General features: G+C 70.6%; 24 protein-coding genes. 13 read left to right on the top strand and 11 right to left on the bottom strand.

All coding sequences use genetic code 11. From position 1 onward, the window contains the following. The first annotated feature begins 83 nt into the window (after nucleotides 1-83). Entirely contained in the window at nucleotides 84-1124 is a 1041-nt protein-coding gene (locus BCF44_RS34380; RefSeq protein WP_116178619.1) for a glycosyltransferase, read from the top strand. Nucleotides 1125-1253: 129 nt separating this feature from the next. Here the strand turns inward: BCF44_RS34380 and BCF44_RS34375 are convergent, their stop codons facing one another. Continuing rightward, nucleotides 1254-1841 (bottom strand): DUF4232 domain-containing protein, encoded by a 588-nt coding sequence (locus BCF44_RS34375; RefSeq protein WP_116178618.1) that lies wholly within the window; start codon nucleotides 1839-1841, stop codon nucleotides 1254-1256. A 98-nt stretch (nucleotides 1842-1939) separates the two neighbouring features. Beyond that, nucleotides 1940-3181, bottom strand: coding sequence for a D-mannonate dehydratase ManD (gene manD / locus BCF44_RS34370; protein WP_116178617.1), 1242 nt, complete (start codon nucleotides 3179-3181; stop codon nucleotides 1940-1942). Nucleotides 3182-3217: 36 nt separating this feature from the next. Between manD and BCF44_RS34365 the strand changes: the two genes are divergently transcribed. Continuing rightward, the gene (locus BCF44_RS34365; RefSeq protein WP_116178616.1) at nucleotides 3218-3817 is read left to right on the top strand and encodes a maltokinase N-terminal cap-like domain-containing protein; all 600 of its coding nucleotides are present in this window, start codon (nucleotides 3218-3220) and stop codon (nucleotides 3815-3817) included. Here the strand turns inward: BCF44_RS34365 and BCF44_RS55875 are convergent. The 3 genes from BCF44_RS55875 to BCF44_RS34355 form a co-directional block, all read right to left on the bottom strand. Then, nucleotides 3775-3933: a hypothetical protein gene (locus BCF44_RS55875; RefSeq protein ID WP_170217893.1), complete on the bottom strand. Its 159-nt coding sequence runs from the start codon at nucleotides 3931-3933 to the stop codon at nucleotides 3775-3777. The genes BCF44_RS34365 and BCF44_RS55875 overlap by 43 nt on opposite strands. A 112-nt stretch (nucleotides 3934-4045) precedes the next feature. Then, the gene (locus tag BCF44_RS34360; RefSeq protein ID WP_116178615.1) at nucleotides 4046-4765 is read right to left on the bottom strand and encodes an SOS response-associated peptidase; all 720 of its coding nucleotides are present in this window, start codon (nucleotides 4763-4765) and stop codon (nucleotides 4046-4048) included. Between the two features lie 47 nt (nucleotides 4766-4812). Continuing rightward, nucleotides 4813-5409, bottom strand: coding sequence for a TetR/AcrR family transcriptional regulator (locus BCF44_RS34355; protein WP_211353338.1), 597 nt, complete (start codon nucleotides 5407-5409; stop codon nucleotides 4813-4815). Nucleotides 5410-5515: 106 nt separating this feature from the next. On the opposite strand from BCF44_RS34355, the gene BCF44_RS34350 reads away from it, so the two are divergent. From BCF44_RS34350 to BCF44_RS34305, 10 genes are all read left to right on the top strand, one after another. Further along, the gene (locus BCF44_RS34350; RefSeq protein ID WP_116178613.1) at nucleotides 5516-6286 is read left to right on the top strand and encodes a maleylpyruvate isomerase family mycothiol-dependent enzyme; all 771 of its coding nucleotides are present in this window, start codon (nucleotides 5516-5518) and stop codon (nucleotides 6284-6286) included. A gap of 125 nt (nucleotides 6287-6411) precedes the next feature. Then, on the top strand, nucleotides 6412-7314 hold the full coding sequence (locus tag BCF44_RS34345) for an ABC transporter ATP-binding protein (RefSeq protein ID WP_116178612.1): 903 nt from the start codon (nucleotides 6412-6414) through the stop codon (nucleotides 7312-7314). Continuing rightward, the gene (locus tag BCF44_RS34340) at nucleotides 7311-8651 is read left to right on the top strand and encodes an ABC transporter permease (RefSeq protein WP_116178611.1); all 1341 of its coding nucleotides are present in this window, start codon (nucleotides 7311-7313) and stop codon (nucleotides 8649-8651) included. Before BCF44_RS34345 ends, BCF44_RS34340 begins: the two co-directional genes overlap by 4 nt. Before the next feature lie 5 nt (nucleotides 8652-8656). Next, nucleotides 8657-11389, top strand: coding sequence for a bifunctional YncE family protein/alkaline phosphatase family protein (locus BCF44_RS34335; RefSeq protein ID WP_116178816.1), 2733 nt, complete (start codon nucleotides 8657-8659; stop codon nucleotides 11387-11389). Between the two features lie 169 nt (nucleotides 11390-11558). Further along, the gene (locus BCF44_RS34330) at nucleotides 11559-12266 is read left to right on the top strand and encodes a class I SAM-dependent methyltransferase (protein WP_116178610.1); all 708 of its coding nucleotides are present in this window, start codon (nucleotides 11559-11561) and stop codon (nucleotides 12264-12266) included. Nucleotides 12267-12359: 93 nt separating this feature from the next. Then, nucleotides 12360-12809 (top strand): hypothetical protein, encoded by a 450-nt coding sequence (locus BCF44_RS34325; RefSeq protein WP_147328731.1) that lies wholly within the window; start codon nucleotides 12360-12362, stop codon nucleotides 12807-12809. An 11-nt stretch (nucleotides 12810-12820) separates the two neighbouring features. Then, nucleotides 12821-13381 carry a hypothetical protein gene (locus tag BCF44_RS34320; RefSeq protein WP_116178608.1) on the top strand — a complete coding sequence of 187 codons (561 nt, stop codon included), beginning with the start codon at nucleotides 12821-12823 and terminating at the stop codon, nucleotides 13379-13381. A gap of 19 nt (nucleotides 13382-13400) precedes the next feature. Next, nucleotides 13401-13745, top strand: a complete 345-nt coding sequence (locus tag BCF44_RS34315) for a hypothetical protein (RefSeq protein WP_116178607.1) — start codon at nucleotides 13401-13403, stop codon at nucleotides 13743-13745. Nucleotides 13746-13760: 15 nt separating this feature from the next. Continuing rightward, nucleotides 13761-14225, top strand: a complete 465-nt coding sequence (locus BCF44_RS34310; RefSeq protein ID WP_211353337.1) for a GNAT family N-acetyltransferase — start codon at nucleotides 13761-13763, stop codon at nucleotides 14223-14225. Between the two features lie 73 nt (nucleotides 14226-14298). After that, nucleotides 14299-15213 (top strand): hypothetical protein, encoded by a 915-nt coding sequence (locus BCF44_RS34305; protein WP_147328730.1) that lies wholly within the window; start codon nucleotides 14299-14301, stop codon nucleotides 15211-15213. 41 nt (nucleotides 15214-15254) lie between these two features. Here BCF44_RS34305 and BCF44_RS34300 read toward each other — a convergent pair whose 3' ends face one another. The 5 genes from BCF44_RS34300 to BCF44_RS34285 form a co-directional block, all read right to left on the bottom strand. Next, nucleotides 15255-16550, bottom strand: coding sequence for an alkaline phosphatase family protein (locus tag BCF44_RS34300; protein WP_211353336.1), 1296 nt, complete (start codon nucleotides 16548-16550; stop codon nucleotides 15255-15257). Between the two features lie 72 nt (nucleotides 16551-16622). Next, nucleotides 16623-17261, bottom strand: coding sequence for an AbiTii domain-containing protein (locus BCF44_RS34295; RefSeq protein WP_116178604.1), 639 nt, complete (start codon nucleotides 17259-17261; stop codon nucleotides 16623-16625). A gap of 70 nt (nucleotides 17262-17331) precedes the next feature. Continuing rightward, nucleotides 17332-17478 (bottom strand): hypothetical protein, encoded by a 147-nt coding sequence (locus BCF44_RS55870; RefSeq protein WP_170217892.1) that lies wholly within the window; start codon nucleotides 17476-17478, stop codon nucleotides 17332-17334. Between the two features lie 150 nt (nucleotides 17479-17628). Next, on the bottom strand, nucleotides 17629-18855 hold the full coding sequence (locus BCF44_RS34290) for a branched-chain amino acid ABC transporter substrate-binding protein (RefSeq protein ID WP_116178603.1): 1227 nt from the start codon (nucleotides 18853-18855) through the stop codon (nucleotides 17629-17631). A 220-nt stretch (nucleotides 18856-19075) separates the two neighbouring features. Continuing rightward, nucleotides 19076-19957: a helix-turn-helix domain-containing protein gene (locus tag BCF44_RS34285; protein WP_116178602.1), complete on the bottom strand. Its 882-nt coding sequence runs from the start codon at nucleotides 19955-19957 to the stop codon at nucleotides 19076-19078. 230 nt (nucleotides 19958-20187) lie between these two features. Here BCF44_RS34285 and BCF44_RS34280 point away from each other — a divergent pair, with 230 nt between their 5' ends. Beyond that, nucleotides 20188-21558 (top strand): polysaccharide lyase 6 family protein, encoded by a 1371-nt coding sequence (locus BCF44_RS34280; RefSeq protein ID WP_170217891.1) that lies wholly within the window; start codon nucleotides 20188-20190, stop codon nucleotides 21556-21558. 3 nt (nucleotides 21559-21561) lie between these two features. Here the strand turns inward: BCF44_RS34280 and BCF44_RS34275 are convergent, their stop codons facing one another. Beyond that, nucleotides 21562-22416 carry a hypothetical protein gene (locus BCF44_RS34275; protein ID WP_116178600.1) on the bottom strand — a complete coding sequence of 285 codons (855 nt, stop codon included), beginning with the start codon at nucleotides 22414-22416 and terminating at the stop codon, nucleotides 21562-21564. Nucleotides 22417-22518 lie beyond the last annotated feature (102 nt).

Here is a 22518-nt window from a genome sequence, read left to right as displayed (position 1 = left end):
CCCACCTTCCGCATGCGCAGTGCGGGGTGGCGGCCGGTGTGACAGCGCAGTCCCGGCCTCCACCAGCCACGGAGGAGGCTCGAATGTTCACCATCGCCATGGTCACCGAGCAGGTCCGGCCCGGCCAGGTGGCCGCGCTGGCCGCGGCGCTGGCCCGGCTCGGCCACGATGTCGTCGCCCACCCGCGAGATCCCGATGTGTCCGTGAACGACTTCGGCCGCCACCTCGCTGAACAGTGGCGGCAGCAGCCGCCGGACGTGGTGCACTCCCATTCGCCGGAGAGCGGCGTGGCCGCGCTGCTGGCGGCGGGCGACATCCCCGTCGTGCACACGTTCCACTGCCTCGGCTCGCCCGCCGACCAGCGCCTGGACCGGCTCATCGGCCAGCACGCGGCGAGGAGCGTCGCCACCTGCTCCGAGTCGGTGTTCGAGCTGCTCGGCATCGGTGCGCGGCGGTCGCGGGTGTCGGTCGTGCCGTACGGGGTGGATATCACGATGTTCTCGCCGTGTGGTCCCATCGCGCCGCGCGGCGAGCGGCACCGCCTGCTCGCGGTCGGCCTGGTGCTGGACCACCGGGACTACGACACCGCCATCGCCGCCCTGCCCCACATGCCGGACGCCGAACTCGTCATCGCCGGCGGCCCGGAGGCCGAGCTGCTGAGCGAGGACGCCGCCGCCCGGTCGCTGTGGAAGCTCGCCGAGCACTTCGACGTCGGCGACCGCGTGAAGCTGCTGGGAGGCGTTGCCCACCAGGACATGCCGGCGCTGCTGCGATCCGCGGACGTCGTCGTGTGCACGCCGCGGCACGCGCCGGCCGGCACCGTGGCACTGGAGGCCATGGCGTGCGGGATGCCGGTGGTGGCGGAGCCGACGGGCGGCCTGGTCGACATGGTCGTCGACAACGTCACCGGCCGTCTCGTCCCGCCGCGCGACCCGGCGGCGTTCGCCAAGGTCATAAGGCCGCTGCTGGCCAACCCGATGGTCCGCGGGGCCTTCGGCGCCGCCGGCCGTGACCGCGTCGAGGCCCGCTACTCGTGGGACCGCATCGCGCTCGACACCACCCACGCCTACCACCGGGCCGGGGCGGTGCCGCGCGAGCCGGTCGTGCTGAGCGCCGCCCACTGAGGAGTGCCGATGAGTTCCGAGACCCCGATCTACGACGAGCTGCTGGCACGCTTTCCCGACAGCGGTCTCGTCGCCGGGGCGAGCGAGGCGGACCATCGCGACGGCATCCTCGACGGCGAGGAGACCTGATCAGGGCGCGTGCTGCTCGAACGGCGTCGACTGCACTGTGTCGCCGCACCCGGTGAAGTCGCCGCCGCCCTCCAGGGTCAGCTCGAGCTGCTTGTCGCCGACGCCCAGCAGCACCACCGGCGCCTGGAACGGTTCCTGACCGGGCTGGCAGACGCCGAACGTCAGCGTCACCACCGCGCCGTCGCCGGGGTTGAGGGTGAACGGCGCGGACGTGCCGACCTTCGTCACGGTGAGCTGCTTGCGCGGCCAGCCCCCGGTCGCCGGCGGCAGCCCGGTGATCGCCACCGTCGGGAAGCCGTCGATCCCGCACGGGCGATCGCCCCGGTTGTACACGGCGGTCGTCACGACGAACGCCCCGTTGTTGGTGCCGCCCGAGCCGGGGCCGGCGTCCATGCCCTGCGTCATGCACAGCGGCACTGCCGTCGGAGGCGGGGCGACGCCGCTGAGCTGCGTGACCTTGACGTGGGTTTCCTGGAGGGTGTGGGTGGTCGGCAACGGTGTGCTGCTACTGCCCGCCGCAGGTCCGCCGGCGCAGGCCACCACGCCGAATCCGATCACCGGCAGCAGGGCCAGGGCTGCTTTCCGCATTTCGATCCCCCAACGTCGGCGACACCTGACATGCAATTGACGTCGCGATGCGGCCCGCGTTGCATCGGGAATTCGGGTTCGCCCTTTGGGGCAGCGGGTCACCAGTCGTGCATCGAGCCGTCCAGCTTCAGGCGGTTCACCGGCAGGTACGCCGCCGAGTACGGGTGCGCGTCGGCCACCTCGTCGTCGTAGTCGACGCCGAGACCCGGCTCGTCGCCGGGGGCGAGCAGGCCGCCGGCGAAGGTGTAGGTCGGGCGGAACACCTCGTCGGTGGCGGGGGAGTGCTTCATGTACTCCTGGATGCCGAAGTTGGGGATGGCCACGCCGAGGTGCAGCGCGGCGGCCAGCCCGACCGGGGAGACGTCCGTGGGGCCGTGCACGCCGGATTTGATCTGGTAGACCGAGGCGTAGTCGAAGATCCGGCGCAGCGCGGTGATGCCGCCGGCGTGCGTGACCGGCGAGCGCACGTAGTCGATGAGCTGTTCCTCGAACAGCTCCCGGTAGTCCCACACGGTGTTGAACACCTCGCCGATCGCCAGCGGTGTGGTGGTGTGCTCGCGCACGCGCCGCAGCACAGCCGTGTTCTCCGCCGGGGTGACGTCCTCCAGCCAGAACAGGTCGTACGGTTCGAGGGCTTTGCCCAGGCGCGCGGCCTGGATGGGCGTGAGCCGGTGGTGCGCGTCGTGCAGCAGCGGCAGTTCCGGCCCGAACTCCGCGCGTACGGCCTCGAAGACGCCGGGGATGTGCCGGAGGTAGGCGCGGGTGTCCCACTGCTCCTCCACCGGCGCGACGGTCGGCCGTGCGGGCTCGTAGTCGTAGCGGGAGGCGCCGGCGTTCGGGCTGGTGGCGACGCCGTACACCGAGTCGAGGCCGGGAATGCCCGTCTGGATGCGGATCGCTGCGTACCCCTGCTCCAGGTGCGACCGCACGGAGTCGAACAGCTGCGGCAGGTCGGCGCCGCTCGCGTGCCCGTACGCGAGGCAGCCGCGGCGACTACGCCCGCCCAGCAACTGGTACAGCGGCATGCCGGCGAGCTTCGCCTTGATGTCCCACAACGCCGTGTCCACCGCGGCGATGGCCGCCATGGTGATCGGCCCGCGCCGCCAGTACGCGCCGCGATACAGGTACTGCCACGTGTCCTCGATGGCGTGAGCGTCACGGCCGAGCAGCAGCGGTGCCAGGTGATCGCGCAGGTAGGAGACCACCGCCAGCTCACGGCCGTTCACGGTCGCGTCGCCGAGGCCCATGACGCCGTCGGCCGTGTGCAGGCGCAGCGTGACGAAGTTCCGACCGGGAGACGTGACAAGGACTTCCGCGCTGGCGATCTGCGTGTTGCTCACGTCGTCACCGTAGCGACGCCCTGGCAGGATGGCCGCATGTCGTTGATCCACCGGACCACGTTGACGCCTACGAAGCTGGAACTGCTCACCGAGTGGCTGCCGTCGCAGCCGTGGTACCGAGGAACCGGCGCCCCGTCGCTGACCAAGGCCGGCGGCTTCCGGCTGGACGATCCGGCCAATGTCGTCGGCATCGAGTTCATGGCGGTGGCGGACGGCGATGTGCTGTACCACGTGCCGATGACGTACCGGTCCGAGCCGGTGGAGGGTGTGCCCCTGATCGGCACCACCGAGCACGGCGTGCTGGGCCACCGGTTCGTCTATGACGGCGTGCACGACCCGGTGCTGCTCACCACCCTGGTGGCGTTGTTCAACCGCGAGGTGCAGCCGCAGATGCAAAGTGTCAATGACACCGTGGACCCGTCGGTGTCCACCTGCTTCGACGGCCGCATCGAGTCGGCCGGCTGCGAGGCCGTCAGCACCACCTCCGCCGCCACGGACGTGCGGCTGAACCCCGAACTCGTGCTGCGTATCCGCCGCTGCCTCGCCGACCCGTTGCCGGAGCACATCGGCGGCGTGGTTGCGACCGTCGCCGATCAGTCGGTGCCGATGATGGTGTTGCTCAGGCCCGACGCCTGACGGACGTCGCTGACGGCGACGCACACCACGATCACCAGCGCCAGCAGGGTGATCCCGTCGAAGGTGCGGCCGGCGAAGGCGCCGAGGACCACGATGGACTCGCCCAGCGCGATCATGACGCCGAGCAGCAGGTGCGAGATCTGCGTGACGGCGAAGACGTGGACCAGGTCGCGGAAGAGCTCGACGAAGGAGACCTCGGTCTCGCCCTCGGCCCGGTCGCGCGGGAAGTCAGGAATCGACCGGGGCGATCAGGTGCGGCCCGTTGTTGCGGACGCTGTTCACGGCCGAGGACACCTCGTACGGCTCCAGGTGCGGCTCGGGCAGGCTGTTGATCAGCGCCTGGATGTCCTCGGGGTCGTCGAGCTTCGGGTCCAGCCAGGCGTCCAGGATGTCGCCGGTCGGGATGAGCAGGGGGCTGCGGTCGTGGATGTGGCCCAGCGTGTCGGTGGCGGTCGTGGTGATCACCGTGCACGTCCACAGCCATCGGTCCGGGTGGTCCTCGGGCAGGTCCGGGTCGGGCCGCAGCTCGTACAGGCCGGCCATGGCCAGCGGCTGGCCGTCGGCGGCGTGCAGGAACATCGGCACCTTGCGGTTGTCCACCTTCATCCACTCGAAGTAGCCGTCGGCCGGGATGACGCAGCGACGGCGCTTGGCCGCCGACTTGTACGCGGGCTTGGCCAGCAGCGTCTCCACCCGGGCGTTGATCATCTTGCTGCCGATCTTGACGTCCTTGGCCCACGCCGGCACCAGACCCCAGCGCACCGAGCGCAGCTGGCGGGCGGCGGGCGCGTCGGGCTCGTCGCGGGGGACGCGCTCCAGCACCGTGCGCACCTGGTTGGTCGGCGCGACGTTCCAGGACGGCTCGGGCTCGTCGCCGATGACGTCGACGACCTCGAACGCCTTCGCGAGCTCGGCGTCGGTCTGGGCACTGGCGTATCGACCGCACATGATGTGGATTCTGCGACGTGGCCGGCGTCGGTGCTCGCCGGGGGTGGCTACTTCGACCAGCCGGCCAGCAAAGTCCGCACGCCGGCGGCCACCGCGTCGCGGGCCGCCCGCGGATCGGCGGCGTTGGCGATCATCATCGTGCCCCGGGTGAGGGCGCCGAGCAGCAGGCGCGCCACGGTTTCCGGGTCCTCCACGTGCAGCAGGCCGGCCGCGGCGGCCTCGTTCAGGGCCTCCACCAGCATGTCGGAGGCGTACTGCTCGTCCAGCTCGGCGAAGCGGACCGGCCCCAGCACGGACGGGGCGTCGATGATCAGGATCCGTTGGATGTCCGGCTCCAGCGAGGAGTCGAGGAACGCCTCGAAGGCGCGGGCCAGGAACTCGACCTCGTCCGGCGAGCCGGCCGCGGCCTCGGCCGCCGACATCAGCAGCTCGCGGTGCACCAGCTCGAAGACGGCCTCGAACAGCGCCGCCTTGCGCGGGAAGTGGTGGTAGAGCGCGCCGGTGGTCACCCGCGCCTCGCGGGCCAGGTCGTCCACGGACGTCTTGGCGAAGCCCTGGCCGCCGAACAGCCGGCGGCCGGCCGCCACCAGGGCGGCGCGGGTCTGCGCGACCTGCTCGTCACGGAGGGAGAGGGGCTCGGTCACAAGCACTGTGTAGTCACCGGCGGGGATCTTGTAAAGCGACGCTCGCCAGGATAGCGTTCCCATGTCACATAGCGACGCTATGTGAACCGAGTCGAGGGGGTACGTGATGGAGGAGCTGGTGGAGGCCGCCGCCCGCACGGCGGCATTGCTGCGCGAGGTGCCCGACGCGTCGGCGCCGGTGCCGGGCCTGGCCTGGACCGCCGCCGAGACCGCCGCCCACCTGGTCGCCGATCTGGAGGACTACGCGGCCCTGCTCAACGGCGCTGAGTTGCCGCACCCGGCGGAGGTCGGCGCCTCGCGGATCAACGCCGCCGCCAACGCCGGGCAGCTCGACCGGTTCCGCGAGCGGGATCTGTCCCGGCTCGCCGACGACCTCGCGCCGGCGGTGGAGAAGTACCTCGCAGCGGCGGCCGAACACCCGGGCGAGCGTTTCCTCGCCACCAACGGGGTCGTGATGTCCGTGCCGGTCATCACCGCGATCCTGATCGGGGAGCAGCTCATCCACGGCCTCGACATCGCCCGCGCTGCCGGGTTGCCGTGGACGATCACCCGGTCGCAGGCGCTGCGCGTCATCCCCGGCCTGATGGAGATCCTGCCCGACTACGTCGATCACCGGCGGGCCGCGGGGCCCCGGAGCTTCGAACTCCGGTTCCGGGGCGGGAACCGCTACCGGCTGTTCATCGAGAACGGCGCCGCCGCCGTCACGGCGCCGGGGGAGCCCGTCGACTGCTGGATCTCGGCCGACCCGGTGTCGTTCCTGCTCGTCGGTTTCGGGCGATCCCCGCAGATCGGGCACGTGCTGCGCGGCCGCATCGTCGCCGGTGGCCGCAAGCCCTGGCGCGCCTTGGCTTTCGGAAGTCTCGTGACGCCGCCTTGATCCTCCCGGTTGTCCGAGTCACGCCCCCTACTTCCGGTTGAAGTTCGCCGAACGTTCAGCTGAGGTCCTGTTCCCCGGTCATGTGTCGTACTTAGCTTCCTCACAGGCTGCGAAACGGGGAATCCATGGACGACGCGACCCTCGCCGTGCGGGCGCGGGGGATCACCAAGTGCTTCGGCGACGTCGTCGCCCTCGACCACGTCGACCTCGACATCGCGCCGGGGCAGATCCACGGGCTGGTCGGCCCGAACGGCGCCGGCAAGACCACGCTGCTCGGGCTGCTGCTGGGCCTCGCCGTCGCCGACGAGGGCAGCCTGGAGATCCTCGGCGCGCCGGTCGCCAAAGCGAGTGGCGTCGCCGGCTTCGTCGACGGTCCCGGGCTCTATCCCTCGCTGACCGCCAGGAAGAACCTGGCCGCGCTGGCGAAGCTCCGCGGCCTCGACGCCGACATCGACGAGGTGCTGGCCGAGGTCGGGCTCGCCGACGTCGCCGACGACCGGGTGCGGGGCTTCTCGCTGGGCATGCGCCAGCGGCTCGGGCTCGCCGCGGCGCTGCTGACCAAGCCTCGGCTGCTGGTGCTCGACGAGCCCGCCAACGGCCTCGACCCGGCCGGCAAGAAGCACGTGCACGGCGTCCTGCACCGGCTGGCGGCGGAGGGATCCACGGTGGTGGTGTCCAGCCACCGTATGGACGACGTCGAGGCCCTGTGCGCCGAGGTGACCATCCTCGCCACCGGGCGCGTCGTTTTCACCGGCCCGCTGGGCAAGTTGTCCAGCGACGACCAGGAACTCGACTACCGGCTGCGCACCTCCGACCCGTCGGCGGCGAGCCGACTGGCGGCGGAGACCACCGGCGTCGTCGTGGTGGACGGTGCCGAGCTGCTGGTCGTGCGGGCGATGGTGCCAGCCCTGGACGCCTTGATGTCGCGGCTGATCGGCGCGGGCGTCGCGGTGCGCGAGCTCGCCCCGGTGGTGTCGCCGCTGGAGGCCGCGTTCCTCGACCTCACCGAACAGGAGAGCGGCCGATGACCGCCACGGTGGAGGCTGCTCCGGTCGCGGCCGTGCCGGTGACCCGCGGCTACCGCTTCGAGCTGGTCAAGCTGGTGTCCCAGTGGCGGATCCGCCTGCTGGTGCTGGCGTGCTGGCTCGCGCCGGCGGTGTTCGTGGCCGCCGTGAGCCAGCAGAGCGACCTGCCCACCGACACGTTGTTCGGGCGCTGGATGAACATCACCGGCTGGGCCGGCCCGCTGGTGATGCTCGGCTTCGCCGGCGTCTACGCGCTGCCGCTGCTGACGTCGGTCGTCGCCGGCGACGTCTTCGCGGCCGAGGACCGGCTCGGCACTTGGCGGCACCTGCTGGTCGCGGTCCGCTCGCACCGGCGGATCTTCGTGTCGAAGGCGCTGGCCAGCCTCACCGTGATTCTCGTGCTGGTGGCCGGCATGGCCGTGTCGAGCGCGGTCGGCGGGGTGCTGGCCGTCGGCGGCCAACCGCTGGTCGGCCTCGACGGGCACGTGATCGCCCCGGCCGACGCCGCCGGCCTCGTGCTGCTGGCGTGGATCTGCGTGCTGGCGCCGACTCTCGCGCTGGCCGGCATCGGCCTGCTCGGCTCCGTCGCGTTAGGACGGTCGCCGATGGGCCTGCTGCTGCCGGCGGTCGTCGCCCTGGCGATGGGCGTCGCGCAGATGCTGCCGCTGCCCGTGGCGGTCCGGCTTGCCTTGCCCAGCTACGGGTTCATCGCGTGGGAGGGCCTGTTCACCAGCCCCGCGCAGGCCGGCCCGCTGGTGATCGGCATCGTGGTGAGCCTGCTGTGGGCGGTTCTCGCGACCACTCTGGCGTACCTGCTGTTCGTGCGCCGGGACTTCACCAACCTCAGCACCGACGGAACGAGCCGCCGCGCGCTCACCCTCGGCGCGCTGCCGCTGGCCGGGCTGCTCGTCGTGACGATCGGATTCGTCGCGGTGGCAACGCCTTCCACCGGTTCGGGCATCGACCAGGACAAGGTGCAGCAGTCCGTCGCGACGGCGTTCGCGCACCTCTACCGGCTGCAGACCCGGCAGCTGCACCGCCCCGACGTCACCGAGGAGCAGTTGGCGACCACGGTGGCGTGCACCAAGGGCGACGGGCTCGTCGAGCCCGAGGGGCCCGGCAACGACTGGCGCTGCGTCGCCACCTGGCACCTGCCCGGCACTACCGCCGCCGGCCAGGCGATCTACCAGCTCGACGTCGCCTCGGACGGCCAGTACGTGGCCGACGGCGACGGACCCAAGGAAGTGAACGGCTACTTCCAGGTCCGCACTCCCGACGGAGACCAACCGAATCCGCTGTGGCAGTTCGACGGCCACATCGAGCTGCTGTCGAAGGGATGAACTCCATGCAGGTAACGCGTCGCAGAAGGCGTGTGGACGCAAGAGACCACCGCCGGTTACGCGTCTGGACGGCCGGCGCCGCGACGCTGGCGCTGATCGCGTCGGGCGCGGGCGTCGGCTCCGCGTCGACCCGGCAGTTCGGCGACCAGCAGGTCGGCGACATCACCCGCAACGGCGAGGTGATCTCCAGCGACCAGTACATCGACCCGATCGGCGACCGGCTCGTCGTCAACGACGGCAAGATCATGGCGTCGTCGGTCAGCCCGGACGGCGGGCACCTCGCGGCCACGGTCGCCGACGGCCCGGTCGCGCTGGAGATCGTCGACCTGAAGAACTGGAAGCTGCAGCAGCGGATCGGCAACTCGGCCACCGCCGACCTGAAGATCCCCGGCAACGACGTCGGCCAGGAGAGCCCGACGTACTCGCCGGACGGCAAGTCGCTGTGGATGGCGCAGACCGACGGCTACCGCCGGTTCACGGTCAACGCCGACGGCAGCCTCGCCACCCCCACCTTCGTCAGCATCCCGGCCGACGGCGCCAAGCACGGCCTGCCCGCGCAGGCGGTGTTCTCCGCCGACGGCGCCACCGTGTACTCGGCGGTGAACGGCCAGAACCGCGTCGTGGCCATCAACGCGGCGACCGGCGCCATCACGCAGAGCTGGGCCGTCGGCAACGCCCCGCGTGAACTGGTGCGCATCGGCAGCAAGGTGTACGTCAGCAACGAGGGCGGCCGCCCGGCCAAGCCCGGCGACACCACGCTGAACTCGTACAACACGCAGGTGCCGGCCAACCCGGCCACCGGCGCGACCACCAGCGGCACCGTCAGCGTCATCGACCTGGCACACCCGGCCGCCGCCGTCGGCGGCATCGACGTCGGCCTGCACCCGACCGCGTTGTACGTCAAGAACAACGCGCTGTTCGTGGCCAACACCGCCAGCAACACCGTCTCCGTCATCGACACCGGCCGGGACAAGGTCGTGCAGACCGTGTCCACGCAGCCGTGGCCGGAGGCGTCCGTCGGCTACGAGCCCGACGGCATCACCGTCACCAACGACGGCCACCTGCTGGTGACCCTCGGCCGCGCCAATGCCGTTGCGGTGTACCGCTTCAGCCGCGCGCAGGAGCCGGTGAGCTACGTCGGCCTGCTGCCGACGGACTACTTCCCGACGGCGATCGCCACCGTCGGCAACACCGTCGTCGTCTCCAACACCCGTGGCATCGACGCCCGCCGCCCCACCACGGCCGCCGGGCACAACACCCACGACACCACCGCCAGCGTGCAGCGCTTCAAGCTGCCCAGCGACCTCGCCGTCCGCGGCTACACCGGCAAGGTCTTCCAGCAGAACGGCTGGACCGACCACGCCGTGCAGGTGGCCGACAACCACGGCAAGGCGCAGCCCGTGCCGGTGCCGCAGCGACTCGGCGACCCGTCGACGATCAAGCACGTGTTCCTGATCGTCAAGGAGAACCGGACCTACGACCAGGTGTACGGCGACGACCCGCGCGGCAACGGCGACCCGGCGCTGACCCAGTTCGGTGAGAACGTCACGCCGAACCAGCACGCGCTGGAGCAGCAGTTCGGGTTGTACGACAACACGTACGACATCGGCACCAACTCCGCCGAGGGCCACAACTGGCTGATGCAGGCCGACGACCCCGAGTACACCGAGTCCTCGGCCGGCGAGTACCAGCGCAGCTACGACACCGAGGACGACGCGCTGGGGCACCAGAAGTCGGGCTTCATCTGGTCCGGCGCGCAGGCGGCCGGCAAGACGGTGCGCGACTTCGGCGAGTTCCAGCAATTCCTGACCAAGCCGGCCGCGGCCAGCTGGCAGAACCTGTACTGCGACGCCAAGAACATGGCGGCCACCGGCGAGCCCACCGCGCTGCCGCTGGTCTCCTCGTCGCCGATCCCGTCGCTCAACAACGTGTCGCTGCCCGGCTTCCCGAAGTTCGACACCTCCGTGCCGGACATCTACCGGGAGCAGATCTGGCAGCAGGACTTCGCCAAGAACCCGCCGGCCAACCTGAACATGTTCTGGCTGTCCAGCGACCACACCGGCGGCCCGCCCAACCCGGCCGCCCAGGTCGCCGACAACGACCTGGCCGTCGGCCGGATCGTCGACACCATCTCGCACAGCCAGTACTGGAAGGACTCGGCGATCTTCGTCGTCGAGGACGACTCGCAGGCCGGCCTGGACCACGTCGACGGCCACCGCGCGCCGATCCAGATCATCAGCCCGTACGCGCAGCACGGCGTGGTGGACAACCGCTACTACTCGCAGATCACGATGATCCGCACCATCGAGCAGATCCTCGGGATCCACCCGATGAACCAGAAGGACAGCGCCGCCACGCCGATGGCCACCGCGTTCACGAACAAGCCGGACTTCACGCCGTTCACCGCCGTGCCGAACCGGACCTCGCTGACGCTCGGCCTGCCCACGCCGCCCAGCTGCGGCAACGACGTCGTCGCCCCGCAGTTCGCCGCGGCCGCGCCGTCGACCACCGTGCCCGCCGACAAGAAGCAGCTGGCGGACCAGTGGTCGCAGTGGGAGAGCAAGCAGCGCCTGACCGGCCCGGACGCCGTGCCGGACTTCGCCAACCCCGCGCAGATGAACCACCTCACGTGGTACCAGACGCACGGGTGGACCACGCCCTATCCCGGTGAGAACAAGGTCTACGCCCCGGACCAGGTGCCCGGCGGCCTGATCCCGTCGTCCGACTCGGACGGCTGACCGGGCGTCGGCTGATCCGATGACCGCGATCGGGGCCCTTCGATCCCTCGGGTGATCGAAGGGCCCCTTTCGTTGCCGGGACAGGCAATCCCGTGCGGAACCGGATTTCCGGCCGGGGCGGGGTGGCTAGCCTCTGCCGGGCACGACCACCGGAGAACCTGGAGGATCGATGACCGAGCACGGGTTGATGGACTTCGACGCACTGCACGGGGGCGGGGGCGCGAACCTCGGCGAGGACGGGCCGAGGCTGGAGGCCGCGCCGTGGCAGCTCGGCGAGCCCCAGCCGATCATCGTGGAGCTCGCGGAGCAGGGGGCGTTCCAGGGCTCCGTGCTGGATTGCGGTTGCTGGGTCGGGGACAACGCCGTGTACCTGGCCTCTCGGGGCGTGCGCGTGACGGCCGTGGACATCTCCGGGTCGGCGATCGAGCAGGGCAGGGCGAAGGCGGCGGAACAGGGCGTCGAGGTGGACTTCCACGTCGGCGACGCCACCGTGCTGGACGACATCGGCGACGGCTTCGACACCGTGCTGGACAGTGCGATGATGCACTGCCTCAGCGACGAGGACCGGCAGAAGTGGATGGCCGCCGCGCACCGCGTCGCCAGCCCCGGCGCGCGGCTGCACGTGCTGTGCTTCCCGGACTTCGTCGCCGGCGCGTTCCCCATGCCCGGCAACATCGACGAGGCCAGCCTGCGGCGGGACATCGGGCAGTGGTGGCACATCGACCAGATGGAGGTCCGCCGCTACACCACCAACCTGCCGCCGAAGGTGTTGCAGGACCTGGTGCCCGACGCGTCGATGGAGCTCGCCGTCGACGACGGGCGGGGCCGCTCGCTGCTGCCGATCTGGCACATCGTCGCCACGCGCATCGACAGGTGACCGGTTCCCGGCGGCCCCGGCGGGGCCGCCGGAAAACCCCTTGTCCGATATCGGTAGGCTCTCCCCGAATTGTCTGTCTCAGGGGGGATCCTGATGCGTGCAGTGCTGGTTGCCGCCGTGCTCGGCGGCGTGATGGCGATGTCGGCGTGCGGCGGGGCCACGTCCGAGGCGAAGTCGTGCACGACCGAGCAGGCCGCCTACAACACCGCCGTGACGGCCAAGACCAAGGCCGACGCCGACCAGAAGACCGCCGACGACAAGCTCGCCAAGGCCCAGGCCGACGCCAAGGTCCTGGCCGACGCGGAGGCGAAGGCCAACGCCGACTACGAGGCCGCGCAGGCCTCGGCCGGCACCGACGCCACGTCCGCCGCCAAGGTCGCGCAGGCCGCCGCCGACTCGGCCGAGGCCATCGCCAAGTCCGCCGAGCAGGTCTCGGCCGTCACCTCCGCCCAGGGCGCCGACGCCGACGCCAAGCAGAAGGCCGCCGAGGCGGCCAAGTCCGCCGACGGCGCCAAGCAGAAGCTGGACGCCTGCAAGGGCTAGGGTTTCCGGCCATGACGGCGCAGATGCCTGACGAGGTGTTCTTCGAGGGAGAACAGTTCGCGGTGGCGGCGGTCGACGGCACCGGCCTGTTCGACCCGCGCGAGCACGACCTGGAGCCGCAGGCGCTCCATACCGCCTGCTATCGCGGCCGGATCTGCCACTACGCCGTCGTCGATCGGCGATTGGTGCTGCGAGAGCTCGAACTGGGTTCGGAGAACGAGCCGGCTCGGATCGACGGCGTGCGAGCGAGGCGGGACGAGGAGTTCGGGAGTTGGCACTACCAGGGGCTGGCTGTCCCGGTGGCCTTCACCGGTCGCCTGCTGATCGGCAGCGGCGGCATCGACGACCGCCCGCACCTGAACATGGGATTCCGGCCGGCCTGGATGTTCGCCGAGGTGCACGAGCTGACTTTCCGCGCCGGCGAACTGGTCGCCGCCGACGACTGCTCGGCGGCCATCGCGGAGATACGACCGGACATGATCGCCAAGCCGGCGGAAGGGGAGTCGACTGAGGACTGGATCCACCGCACGTTCTCCCTCACCTACGAGTACAGCTGGCCGGGCCGAGGCTGACCCGCCGTAAGCTGGCCGGGTGACGCCGCGGCACCTCAGCGATCGGGAACGGCAGATGCTCGACCTGGTGCTGTCGGCCGACTTCGACGGCGTCCACGAGCTGCGTGAACAGGCGCGGTCGGCGGTGGTGGTGGGGCGCTGCAAGTGCGGCTGCCCGTCGATCGCGTTGGAGGTGTCGGACGACGCCCCGGCGGCCCGGTTGGCGTCCCGGCTCGTGCCGTCGGAAGGCGACATCCTGGACGAGCCGCGGGGCCAGATCATCCTGTTCCTGGACGACGGCAGGCTCAGCTACCTCGAGTACGTGTGGTTCGGCGATCGGCCGTCGGAGTGGCCGGATCCGAGCCGGGTCCGGGTCGTCGGCTAGCTGGTGGAGGAAAGAGTGCGACTGCGGTCCGCCGAACCCGACGAGGCCGAGGCGATCACGGCGCTGATGCGCCGGTCGAAGGCGCATTGGGGCTACGGCCAGGAGTTCATGGACCGGGCCCGGGAAGCGCTGACGGTACGGGCGGACATGATCCGCGACGACCGGGTCGTGGTCGCCGAGCGCGACGGCGTGCTGCTCGGCTTCTACCAGCTCGGCGGCGAGCCGCCGGCGGGCCGGCTGGAGGACCTGTTCGTCGACCCGACGGCCATCGGCACCGGCCTGGGCCGCATCCTGATCGAACATGCCGTCGCGGCGGCCGGGCAGCGCGGATTCCACAGCCTGGAATGGGAGTCCGACCCCAACGCCGAGCCGTTCTACCTGCACCTCGGCGCCGAGCGCGTCGGCGAACGCGAGGTGTCGTACGGCCGCGTGCTGCCGGTCATGAGGATCGCCGTCCACCTGCCCGAACGGGCGAAATAGGGCGAAACCGATTGTCCCTCGTGGACGGTGCTGCTCACCTGTCCCCGGGCAGAAATCTATGTGAGGAGTGGACATGGGGGTACGAACCTGGGCAGCTGTGCTGGCGGTCGGCGCGCTGACGTCGACGCTGGTGGAGGGGGTGGCACACGGCGCGACCGAATGCACCGCCACCACGTTGCCGCACAACGGCGTCGCGACGGCGCTGGTGCAGACGGCGCCGGGAGACATCCTGGGCGCCGGGCGCGGCACGTTGTTGCGTTGGCACAACGGGGAGTTGACGTCGAGCCCGCTGCCGGACGGCTTCACCACCCTGCGTCTGCGAGGCGCCGACAAGAACGGCCGGGCGATCGGCTCGATCGACGGCCGGGCGATCACCGTCGCGGACGGTCACATCGCACCGGTGACCACGACGTCGACAGTGACCACCAGCGCCGGCAAGGGCATCAACCAGGCCGGTGACTACATGGTGCAGGGCTTCGACCCGACCCGCCAGGGCCAGCAGCAGCGGTACTTCGCCTACCCGGCCGGCACCACCGTCTCGGTGGAGATCCTGGTGCACGCCGACCAGTTCCGGACCATGAACGGGATTCTCGACGACCGGCGGCTCGTGCTGGACTGGGCGGCCGACGACGGCCACAGCCGTGCGGCGACGTTCCTCGGCGGCGCCGTGACCCTGCTGGCGCTGCCGGACGGCGCCGCCGACTCCCGGACGACGGCCGCCGCCGGCAGCTGGATCATCGGCTCGGCGGGAAACCGGTCCGTCGCATGGGATCCGAGCGGCACGCCGTACGTGCTGCCGGCCGGCTTCGACGCGGTGTCGGTCAACCGCTCCGGCGAGGTCGCCGGCACGATCTACGGCCTCGCCGCCCTCTGGAGCCCGGACGGCTCCGTGCGTCGACTCGGTTGGGGGACCGTGAACTCCATCGGCGACGACGGCACCATCCTGGGCTCGGCGCACGCCGCACCGACGACGTGGAAATGTCACTGATGAGTGGCTCACTTGAACCCGAGTGAGCCACTCACGTGCCGTCAGTGCTTCGGCACCGCGAAGCCGAGCGCCGCGGCGCGGGTGGCCAGCTCCGGCCAGTCCTCGCCGTGGTGCAGGTGATCGTCCGACGCGAGCAGGCAGCCGAGGGTGATCGGCAGCGGCACGTGGTACCGCGGCGCGGCCAGCTGCGGCGGGTTGCTGAAGTCCAGCACCTCGGCCAGGTTGTTGGCGGCGGCGTCGCGCACCGTCAGCGGCTCCAGGCCGAACCGCCACTCGATCATCTTGAGGACGGACGTGTGGTCGTACAGGCCGTGCGCGACGGTCGAGCGCGGCGACCGCGGCGAGATCACCAGGCAGGGCACGCGGAAGCCGCGCAGGCCGGCGCCGAGGTCGGGGTTGGGGTCCGGCCCGACCGGCGGCGGCACGTGGTCGAAGAAGCCGCCCCACTCGTCGTACGTGATCACGAGCGCGGTGCGCGGCCAGTTCGGGCTGGACACCACCGCGTTGTACACGGTGGCGAGGAAGTTCTGGCCGAGGCGGATGTCGGCGAGCGGGTGCTCGTCCTGGGACATGCCGGGGATCGCCTCGCCGAGGAAACCCGGCTCCACGAACGACACCGCCGGCAGCGTGCCGGTCGCGGCGGCGGCGTAGAACTCCAGGATCGGGCGGCTGATGTCGAGGTGGCGGGTGCCCCACAGCGCCGTGTACGGGACGTCGGTGAAGAAGTAGCGGCCGTCGATGCCGGCGGCGTTCAGCCGGTCCCAGATCGCCGGCATGGTGGCGATCTTGTCCACCGACGTGGTCGTACGGTCGGTCTGCCCGGCGTGCAGGAAGAACCGGTTGGGGAACGTCGGCGCCATCATCGCCGCGAAGTACCGGTCGCACACCGTCCAGTCTCGGGCGGCACTGCCGTAGAAGCCCAGGTCGTCGGCCTCGAAGTAGCCGATGGACAGCTCGTCGTTGGCGCCGGCCCGCAACCAGCCGTCGCAGGCGCCGTTGTTGAACTCCACCCGGCCGCCCTCGTACGAGTGGTCCGGGTCGTTGAAGCCGCAGCCGTGCGGCACGGTCAGGTGGTGCGTCTGATGGGCGACGCCGTTGGCGTCGGTGTAGGTCAGCCCGGCCTGCCGCCCGTCGGCGCCGGGCAGCCAGCCCAGGTAGTGGTCGAAGGACCGGTTCTCCATCATCACCACGACGATGTGGTCGATGCCGGACTGCTCCGGCGCGGGCAGCGGAGCCGCCTCTGCCACACCCGACCCCACCACGCTCGATCCCACCGCGGCGAGCGCCACCGCACCCGCCGTCCCGGCAAGGAATTCGCGCCTGGTCACATCGCTCATCGACATCTCCCCACTGTCCGTCGCAATGCCGCGGCCGAGAGTATCGAGATCGCCGGTGACGGCGTGGTGAACTTAAAGATCCGCCGGACGACGCGGATCCGACGAGCCGATGGTCCGCGCGATGATCTCCTCCATCGCCGGCGTCACGCTGGACGGCCCGTCCTTGTCGCCCGCGTCCGGCGCCACCTGCTCCAGGCTCAGCGCCAGCCCCAGCACGCGGTTCCGCACGGCGTCGACGATCTTGCCGACGACCCCGTGATCAAGGCGGTTCTCCGCGGCGGCCACCGGGGCGACGGTCAGGCCGCCGATCTCGATGAGCTGGTTGAGCAGGTCGACGTGCACCGCGCCCCACGGCCGCACGAGCTTGTCGCCGGCGCGGACCAGCTCCTCGAGGTGCTCGACCGGCTCCAGCACGGTCAGCTCGTACAGGCGCATCAGCTTGGACTGCCGGAGCTCCTCGGCGAACGCGGTGCGCGGAAGCTCGGCCATCGCGCCGGACCGGCCGCGGTGCCGGAGGCGGACCTCCGCCGGGAACGGGCCGCGGTAGGGCGGCACCGGGTCCTCCTCGGCGTAGCCGAACAGCTCGTGATCGGCCCAGCCGGCCAGCTCGGGGGAGTCGATCCGCTCGGCCAGGGCATGGATCGCCCGCAGCACGTCGGCGGTGCTGGAATTCCGGCGAACGGCGTGAATCAGCTTGTCCAGGAATCCCACCTGTCGAGTGTGGCCGGACCGGGTCACGGTGTCATCGGCCGTCCAGCGGCGATGAGACCGTGACGTCCGACTACTCGACCCGGGCCAGTCGATTCGCGCCGGCGACCACGAGCGTCACCGCGTCGGCGAGCCAGAAGGACGTGGTCAGGCCCGCGACCTGCGCGATCACGCCGCCGATGGTCGTGCCGACGGCGGCCCCGTCCAGGTCGAACAGCATCCGGACGCTCCAGCGCGCCGCTGGCGGTGTCGGCAAGGGTGTTGGCGGGGCCCAGCACGAAGAGGCTCCCTGCGCCGACCGGGGCGCGCGCCAGGTCCCGGCCGCCACGCATTCCCGCGGCCGTGGCGGCCGCGGGATATGCGTGCGGGCTCAGTTGCCGGACGGCGTGCCGGTCAGGACGGGCTTCCAGTTGTCGCCCGAGACCTGGTACACGGACAGCACCTTGTTCTTGCTGTCGCCGAACTCGTCGAAGCCGATCGAGCCGGTCGCGCCGTCGGCGCTGTAGGAGCCGATGTTCTTGATCTCGGCCTTCCGCTGCGAGGCGCTCCACGTGCCGGCGTCGCCGAGGGTCTTGGCGGTGCTGGCGATGATCGCGTTCGCCGCGTCGTAGGCGAAGGCGCCGTAGGCCGCGTACGGGTCCTTGAAGCCCTTGGCGTTGTAGGCCTTCACGAAGTCCTGCGCGGTCTGGAGCTGGTCGGTCGGCGCGCCGACGGAGGTGGCCAGGTCGCCCTCCCGCCCGCCGAGCTGGACGTACTTGGCGTCGAAGATGCCGTCGCCGCCCATCATGGCCACCTTGAGGCCCATGGTCGCGGCCTGCCGCGACAGCGGGCCGGCGACCGGGTACTCGCCGCCGTAGTAGATGGTGTCCGGGGTGAACCGCTTGATCTTGGTGAGCACGCCGGAGAAGTCGGTGTCCTTCTCGCTGACCTGCTCGTGGTCGACGACCTTCGCGCCGTCCTTGACGGCCTGCTGGGTGAACTGCTGCACCAGGCCCACGCCGTAGGTCTTGCCGTCGTCGATGGTGACGATGTTCTTGGCGTTGGCATTCTTCACCGCGTAGTCCGCCCCGAACGGGCCCTGGAAGGCATCCGTGGTGCAGACCCGGAAGTAGTTCTCGAACTGCCGCTTCGGGTGGGCCGCGTCCGGGCCCACGGTCAGCGACGGGTTGGTGTTGGCCGGCGAGACCATGGGGATGTGCTTGGTGTTGAGGATCGGCTGCACGACCTGGGCGACCGAGGAGTTGTACGTGCCGACCACGCCGAGCACTGTGTCGTCCGAGGACAGCTTGGTCGCCGCCTGCGCGCCGACCTGCGGCGTCGCCTGGTCGTCCTCCGGGTCGGCGACGAGCTTGTAGCCCTTGACCGCGCACTTGGCGTTGGCCTCGTCCACGGCCAGCTGGGTCGCGTTGCGGATGCCGAGGCCGACGGCGGCCAGGTCGCCGGACAGCGGCGCGATCACGCCGACGACCAGGTTTCCCTTGCCGGTGTCGCAGCCGGCGCTGCCGCCGGCGGCTTCATTCTTGTTGGTGCCGCAGGCGGCCAGTAACAGCACGGCGACCGGCGCCACCGCGGCGAACCTCGCAACGCGAGAGAACATCAGAAGAACCTTTCACGCACTCACGGGAAGCATGCCTGGCGGAGAATTCTGGTCGGGCATGCCGTTCACACACTTGGACGATGTCGCGTCCAGGGCGACGGGAGCATACTTCCGCGAGCGGGTCTCACAAGATCGGCGCTATCGCCACGGCCCGTTTGTCTGCCTCTTCGGTCAGCGAACCGACAGAACGTCAACGAACGATTTTCCGGAATGGCATGGCCTAATTCGCGGCATTTCTGTCCACAATGGCGGTCGACCAGTCGGCGCCCCAGCTGGCGATCAGGCGGAGCGCGTCGACCGACGGGGAGCCGGGCTCGGCGTGGTAGGTGGACAGGGACTGCTCCTGCTCGCCGGGCAGCGTGAACGTCTCGAAGCGCAGGCTGAGCTCCCCGGCCACCGGATGCGCGAGCCGCATGGCGCCGTGTGCCTTGGCCTTGACGTTGTGGGTGGCCCACAGGGTCCGGAAATCGTCGCTCTTCACCGAGAGTTCGCCGACCAGGGCGGCCAGCCGCGGATCGTCGGGGTGCTGGCCGGCGTCCAACCGGAGTTGCCCGACGACGTCGGCGGCCTTGGTGTGCCAGTCGACGAAGAGCTCACGCGACGCGGGGTCGAGAAAGGTGATCCGGGCCCAGTTGCGGTCCTGGGGCGGGCGGTTGCCCCAGTCGCCGAACAGTGCGGAGGCCGTGGTGTTCCACGCGAGGATCTCGGTGCGGCGGCCCCAGACATAGGCCGGCACGTCCATCGCGGACAACAGTTCCAGCAGCGCGGGGCGGACGTGTTGGCGCTGCGGGGCGGGGCGGCGCCGCTGCTGCGTCGGCTTGGCCAGCCGCGCGAGGTGGGCACGCTCGGTGTCGGACAGCCGCAACGCGGCGGCGATGGCGTTCAGCACCTCGGCGGACACGTTGCGGCCGTTGCCCTGCTCCAGCCGCGTGTAGTACGCGGGGGAGACGCCCGCGAGCTGAGCGAGTTCCTCGCGGCGCAGGCCCGGCACGCGGCGGCGGTGCCCGTACTCGGCGATTCCCACGTCGGCCGGGGTCAGCCGGGCCCGGCGGCTGCGCAGGAACTCGCTGAGCTCGGCGCGGGGGTCGAGGTCGTTCGCCATGGCAGTCAGTATCGCGCCGGGCCGCCGTGTCCGCCTGTCCCTGCTGGGGATAGGACTGATGGACACATGGGAGCTCTCGGTTGATCGAGTTGGCCGATATGCCCGTTGTCCTCGTGACTCCGCCTTGACTCATCCGATGTTTGGTGTTTGGCTGGGCATCCGCCGCGCCGAACCGTTGACCGACACGGGAGTGCGAGGTGAGTGCGGTGCCGATGAGGCCCGTTGGGGAATTGTCGTATTTCAGACTGGGCGTGCTGGCCGCCGCCGGCCTGGCCGCGCTGGTCGTCGTGGCCACGCCGGCCGGTGCGAGGACACGGGAGGCGTCGTCGCCGGCCGAGCTGTCGGCGGCGCTTTCCCAGGCGCAACCCGGAGATCGCGTCGAGGTGGGCGCCGGCGTCTACGACTCCGCGCAGATCCACGTCCGGCGTTCGGGCACCGCGCAGGCGCCGATCACCATCGTCGCCAAGGGGCCGGTGGAGTTCACCGGCGCCGGCGGACTCGACCTGACCGGGGCGTCTCACGTTGTGGTGCAAGGGTTCGTCTTCGACAACGACGCCGGCCTGACCGTGCCCGGCGACGCCACCGCCACCCGGATCACCCGCAACGTGTTCCAGGGCAACCCCGGCGGCGCCGACCTGACCGTCAAGGCCGACGACACCCAGGTCGACCACAACACGTTCCAGAACCGCACCGCGCAGGGCGTGTACCTGCAGGTCGTGGGCCCGGGCGCGAGCGACATGGCCAAGCGCGTGCACGTGGACCACAACTACTTCTACAACCACCAGTACAAGGGCGCGAACGGCGGCGAGTCGATCCGCTTCGGGCTGTCCGGCCGCCAGCACGCCGTCGCGAACGGGCTGATCGAGGACAACCTGTTCGACAAGGCCGACGGCGACTCCGAGGCGCTGTCGGTGAAGTCCAGCGACAATGTGGTGCGGGACAACACCATCGTCAACAGCCGCGGCACGCTGTCGCTGCGGCACGGGTGGAACACGCTGGTGGAGGGCAACATCCTCATCGGCGGCAGCACCGGAATCCGGTTCTTCGGCAACAACCACGTGGTCATCAACAACATCGTCGAGGACACCACCGGGCCGGCGATGGAGATCGGCGGCGGCGAGGTGCGCGACGACACCACCAGCGGCACCGACCACGAGGCCGCCGACCACTGCCTGGTCGCCTTCAACACGTTGTCCGGCAGCGACAACATCGTCTGGTACGAGAGCAGCAAGAAGTTCCCGCCCTCGGACGACACCCTGGCCGACAACGTGCTGCTCGGCCACGGCACGGCCGTCGGCACGGGCACCGGCACGTCGCTGCACTTCACCGGCAACATCCTGTTCGGCGCGGCCGCCGGCAGCCTGCCCGCCGGCGCGTACCGCACCGTCGATCCGAAGCTGGCGCGCGACGCCCACGGCCTGCTGCGGCCCGGCGCCACGAGCCCGGTGATCGGCGCGGCGACCGGCTCGTTCCCACAGGTGACCCAGGACATCGATGGTCAGAACCGCCCGGCCGCCAAGGACGTCGGCGCCGATCAGTACAACGTCGCCACTCCGGCGCGTCCCCTGACCACCGCCGACGTCGGCCCCAAGGCCCCGTGACGGTCAGTCGATGTGCGCGATCGCGATCGCCCGCTGGGAGGTGGGGTTGAACACCGAGGAGTTGACGCTCCACCGGATTCCCGTGAACGCGCCGGTGCGGTCGTCGGCGTAGAGCATCAGGTGCCCGAAGCCGCCGCCGGGCCACTTGTGCTGGGTGGTGATCCGACTGTCTGGATAGGACGGATAGTCGCCCACGTTGTAGACGCCGTGCGGGTCCTTGGTGCAGTCGACGACCTGCACGGCGTGCTGGGTGCTGCCGTCCTGGTTGCCCTGCTTGGTATACCGGCCGGCCAACCGGCGCACGAGCATCATGTGCCCGGTGTCGGTGTCTCCGGGTTGGCGGTCGAGGTCGTCGAGCGCGATCAGGTCGCCGACCCGGAGTTCGTCGACCTTGCGCACCGGCGTGAAGTGCGGGACCTCGCCGTGCCGGCCCGTGAAGACCCGGTGGTACTGCCAGGCCTGCGGGCTCGGCGACTTGAAGTAGGTGGTGAAGAACTCGTCGGTCGCCCACTGCGGGTAGGAGTGCTTGAGGACGCCGGTCTGGAAGGAGGCGCACTGCGCCAGGTTCCGGTAGGTCCTCGGGTCGCCGGGCTGGCCCCAGGTCATCTGGTCCGGCTGCTCCGGTTGGCCGGGCGGGGCGGGCATGCGGTAGGAGTTGAAGCCGGATTCCCAGGGCAGTTGGTCGAGATAGCCCAGCAGGCGTTCGGCCTCCAGCAGGTGCGGCGGGAACGGGCCGAAGGGGGGACCGACGTACTCGCGGGGCACGGCCACCGCGGCGGGGGCGGTGGGGGCCGCCATCATCGTCGCCGACGCCGCGCCGGCCGCCGCCAGCATGGCGCGCCGGCTGAACGCCGTCACGAGGCTCGTCCTTGACAGTCGTACGGCACGAAACGTCCTTTCGTCGCGGGTGTCCCACGAGCGCGCGCCATCGACAGCGGCGGAGTTGTCGAATCGCTCCGT

Source organism: Kutzneria buriramensis, from assembly GCF_003387475.1.
In the GTDB taxonomy this organism is placed as follows: domain Bacteria; phylum Actinomycetota; class Actinomycetes; order Mycobacteriales; family Pseudonocardiaceae; genus Kutzneria; species Kutzneria buriramensis.
The sequence above is the reverse complement of the archived record's forward strand: the minus strand, read 5'-3'. Positions and strand labels throughout refer to the sequence as shown.

Coding starts and splice junctions, on each gene's coding strand:
- BCF44_RS34380 (WP_116178619.1), top strand. CDS start 84: ATGTTCACCATCGCCATGGTCACCGAGCAGGTCCGGCCCGGCCAGGTG.
- BCF44_RS34375 (WP_116178618.1), bottom strand. CDS start 1,841: ATGCGGAAAGCAGCCCTGGCCCTGCTGCCGGTGATCGGATTCGGCGTG.
- BCF44_RS34365 (WP_116178616.1), top strand. CDS start 3,218: ATGTCGTTGATCCACCGGACCACGTTGACGCCTACGAAGCTGGAACTG.
- BCF44_RS55875 (WP_170217893.1), bottom strand. CDS start 3,933: ATGATCGCGCTGGGCGAGTCCATCGTGGTCCTCGGCGCCTTCGCCGGC.
- BCF44_RS34360 (WP_116178615.1), bottom strand. CDS start 4,765: ATGTGCGGTCGATACGCCAGTGCCCAGACCGACGCCGAGCTCGCGAAG.
- BCF44_RS34350 (WP_116178613.1), top strand. CDS start 5,516: ATGGAGGAGCTGGTGGAGGCCGCCGCCCGCACGGCGGCATTGCTGCGC.
- BCF44_RS34345 (WP_116178612.1), top strand. CDS start 6,412: ATGGACGACGCGACCCTCGCCGTGCGGGCGCGGGGGATCACCAAGTGC.
- BCF44_RS34340 (WP_116178611.1), top strand. CDS start 7,311: ATGACCGCCACGGTGGAGGCTGCTCCGGTCGCGGCCGTGCCGGTGACC.
- BCF44_RS34335 (WP_116178816.1), top strand. CDS start 8,657: ATGCAGGTAACGCGTCGCAGAAGGCGTGTGGACGCAAGAGACCACCGC.
- BCF44_RS34330 (WP_116178610.1), top strand. CDS start 11,559: ATGACCGAGCACGGGTTGATGGACTTCGACGCACTGCACGGGGGCGGG.
- BCF44_RS34325 (WP_147328731.1), top strand. CDS start 12,360: ATGCGTGCAGTGCTGGTTGCCGCCGTGCTCGGCGGCGTGATGGCGATG.
- BCF44_RS34320 (WP_116178608.1), top strand. CDS start 12,821: ATGACGGCGCAGATGCCTGACGAGGTGTTCTTCGAGGGAGAACAGTTC.
- BCF44_RS34305 (WP_147328730.1), top strand. CDS start 14,299: ATGGGGGTACGAACCTGGGCAGCTGTGCTGGCGGTCGGCGCGCTGACG.
- BCF44_RS34300 (WP_211353336.1), bottom strand. CDS start 16,550: ATGAGCGATGTGACCAGGCGCGAATTCCTTGCCGGGACGGCGGGTGCG.
- BCF44_RS55870 (WP_170217892.1), bottom strand. CDS start 17,478: ATGCTGTTCGACCTGGACGGGGCCGCCGTCGGCACGACCATCGGCGGC.
- BCF44_RS34290 (WP_116178603.1), bottom strand. CDS start 18,855: ATGTTCTCTCGCGTTGCGAGGTTCGCCGCGGTGGCGCCGGTCGCCGTG.
- BCF44_RS34285 (WP_116178602.1), bottom strand. CDS start 19,957: ATGGCGAACGACCTCGACCCCCGCGCCGAGCTCAGCGAGTTCCTGCGC.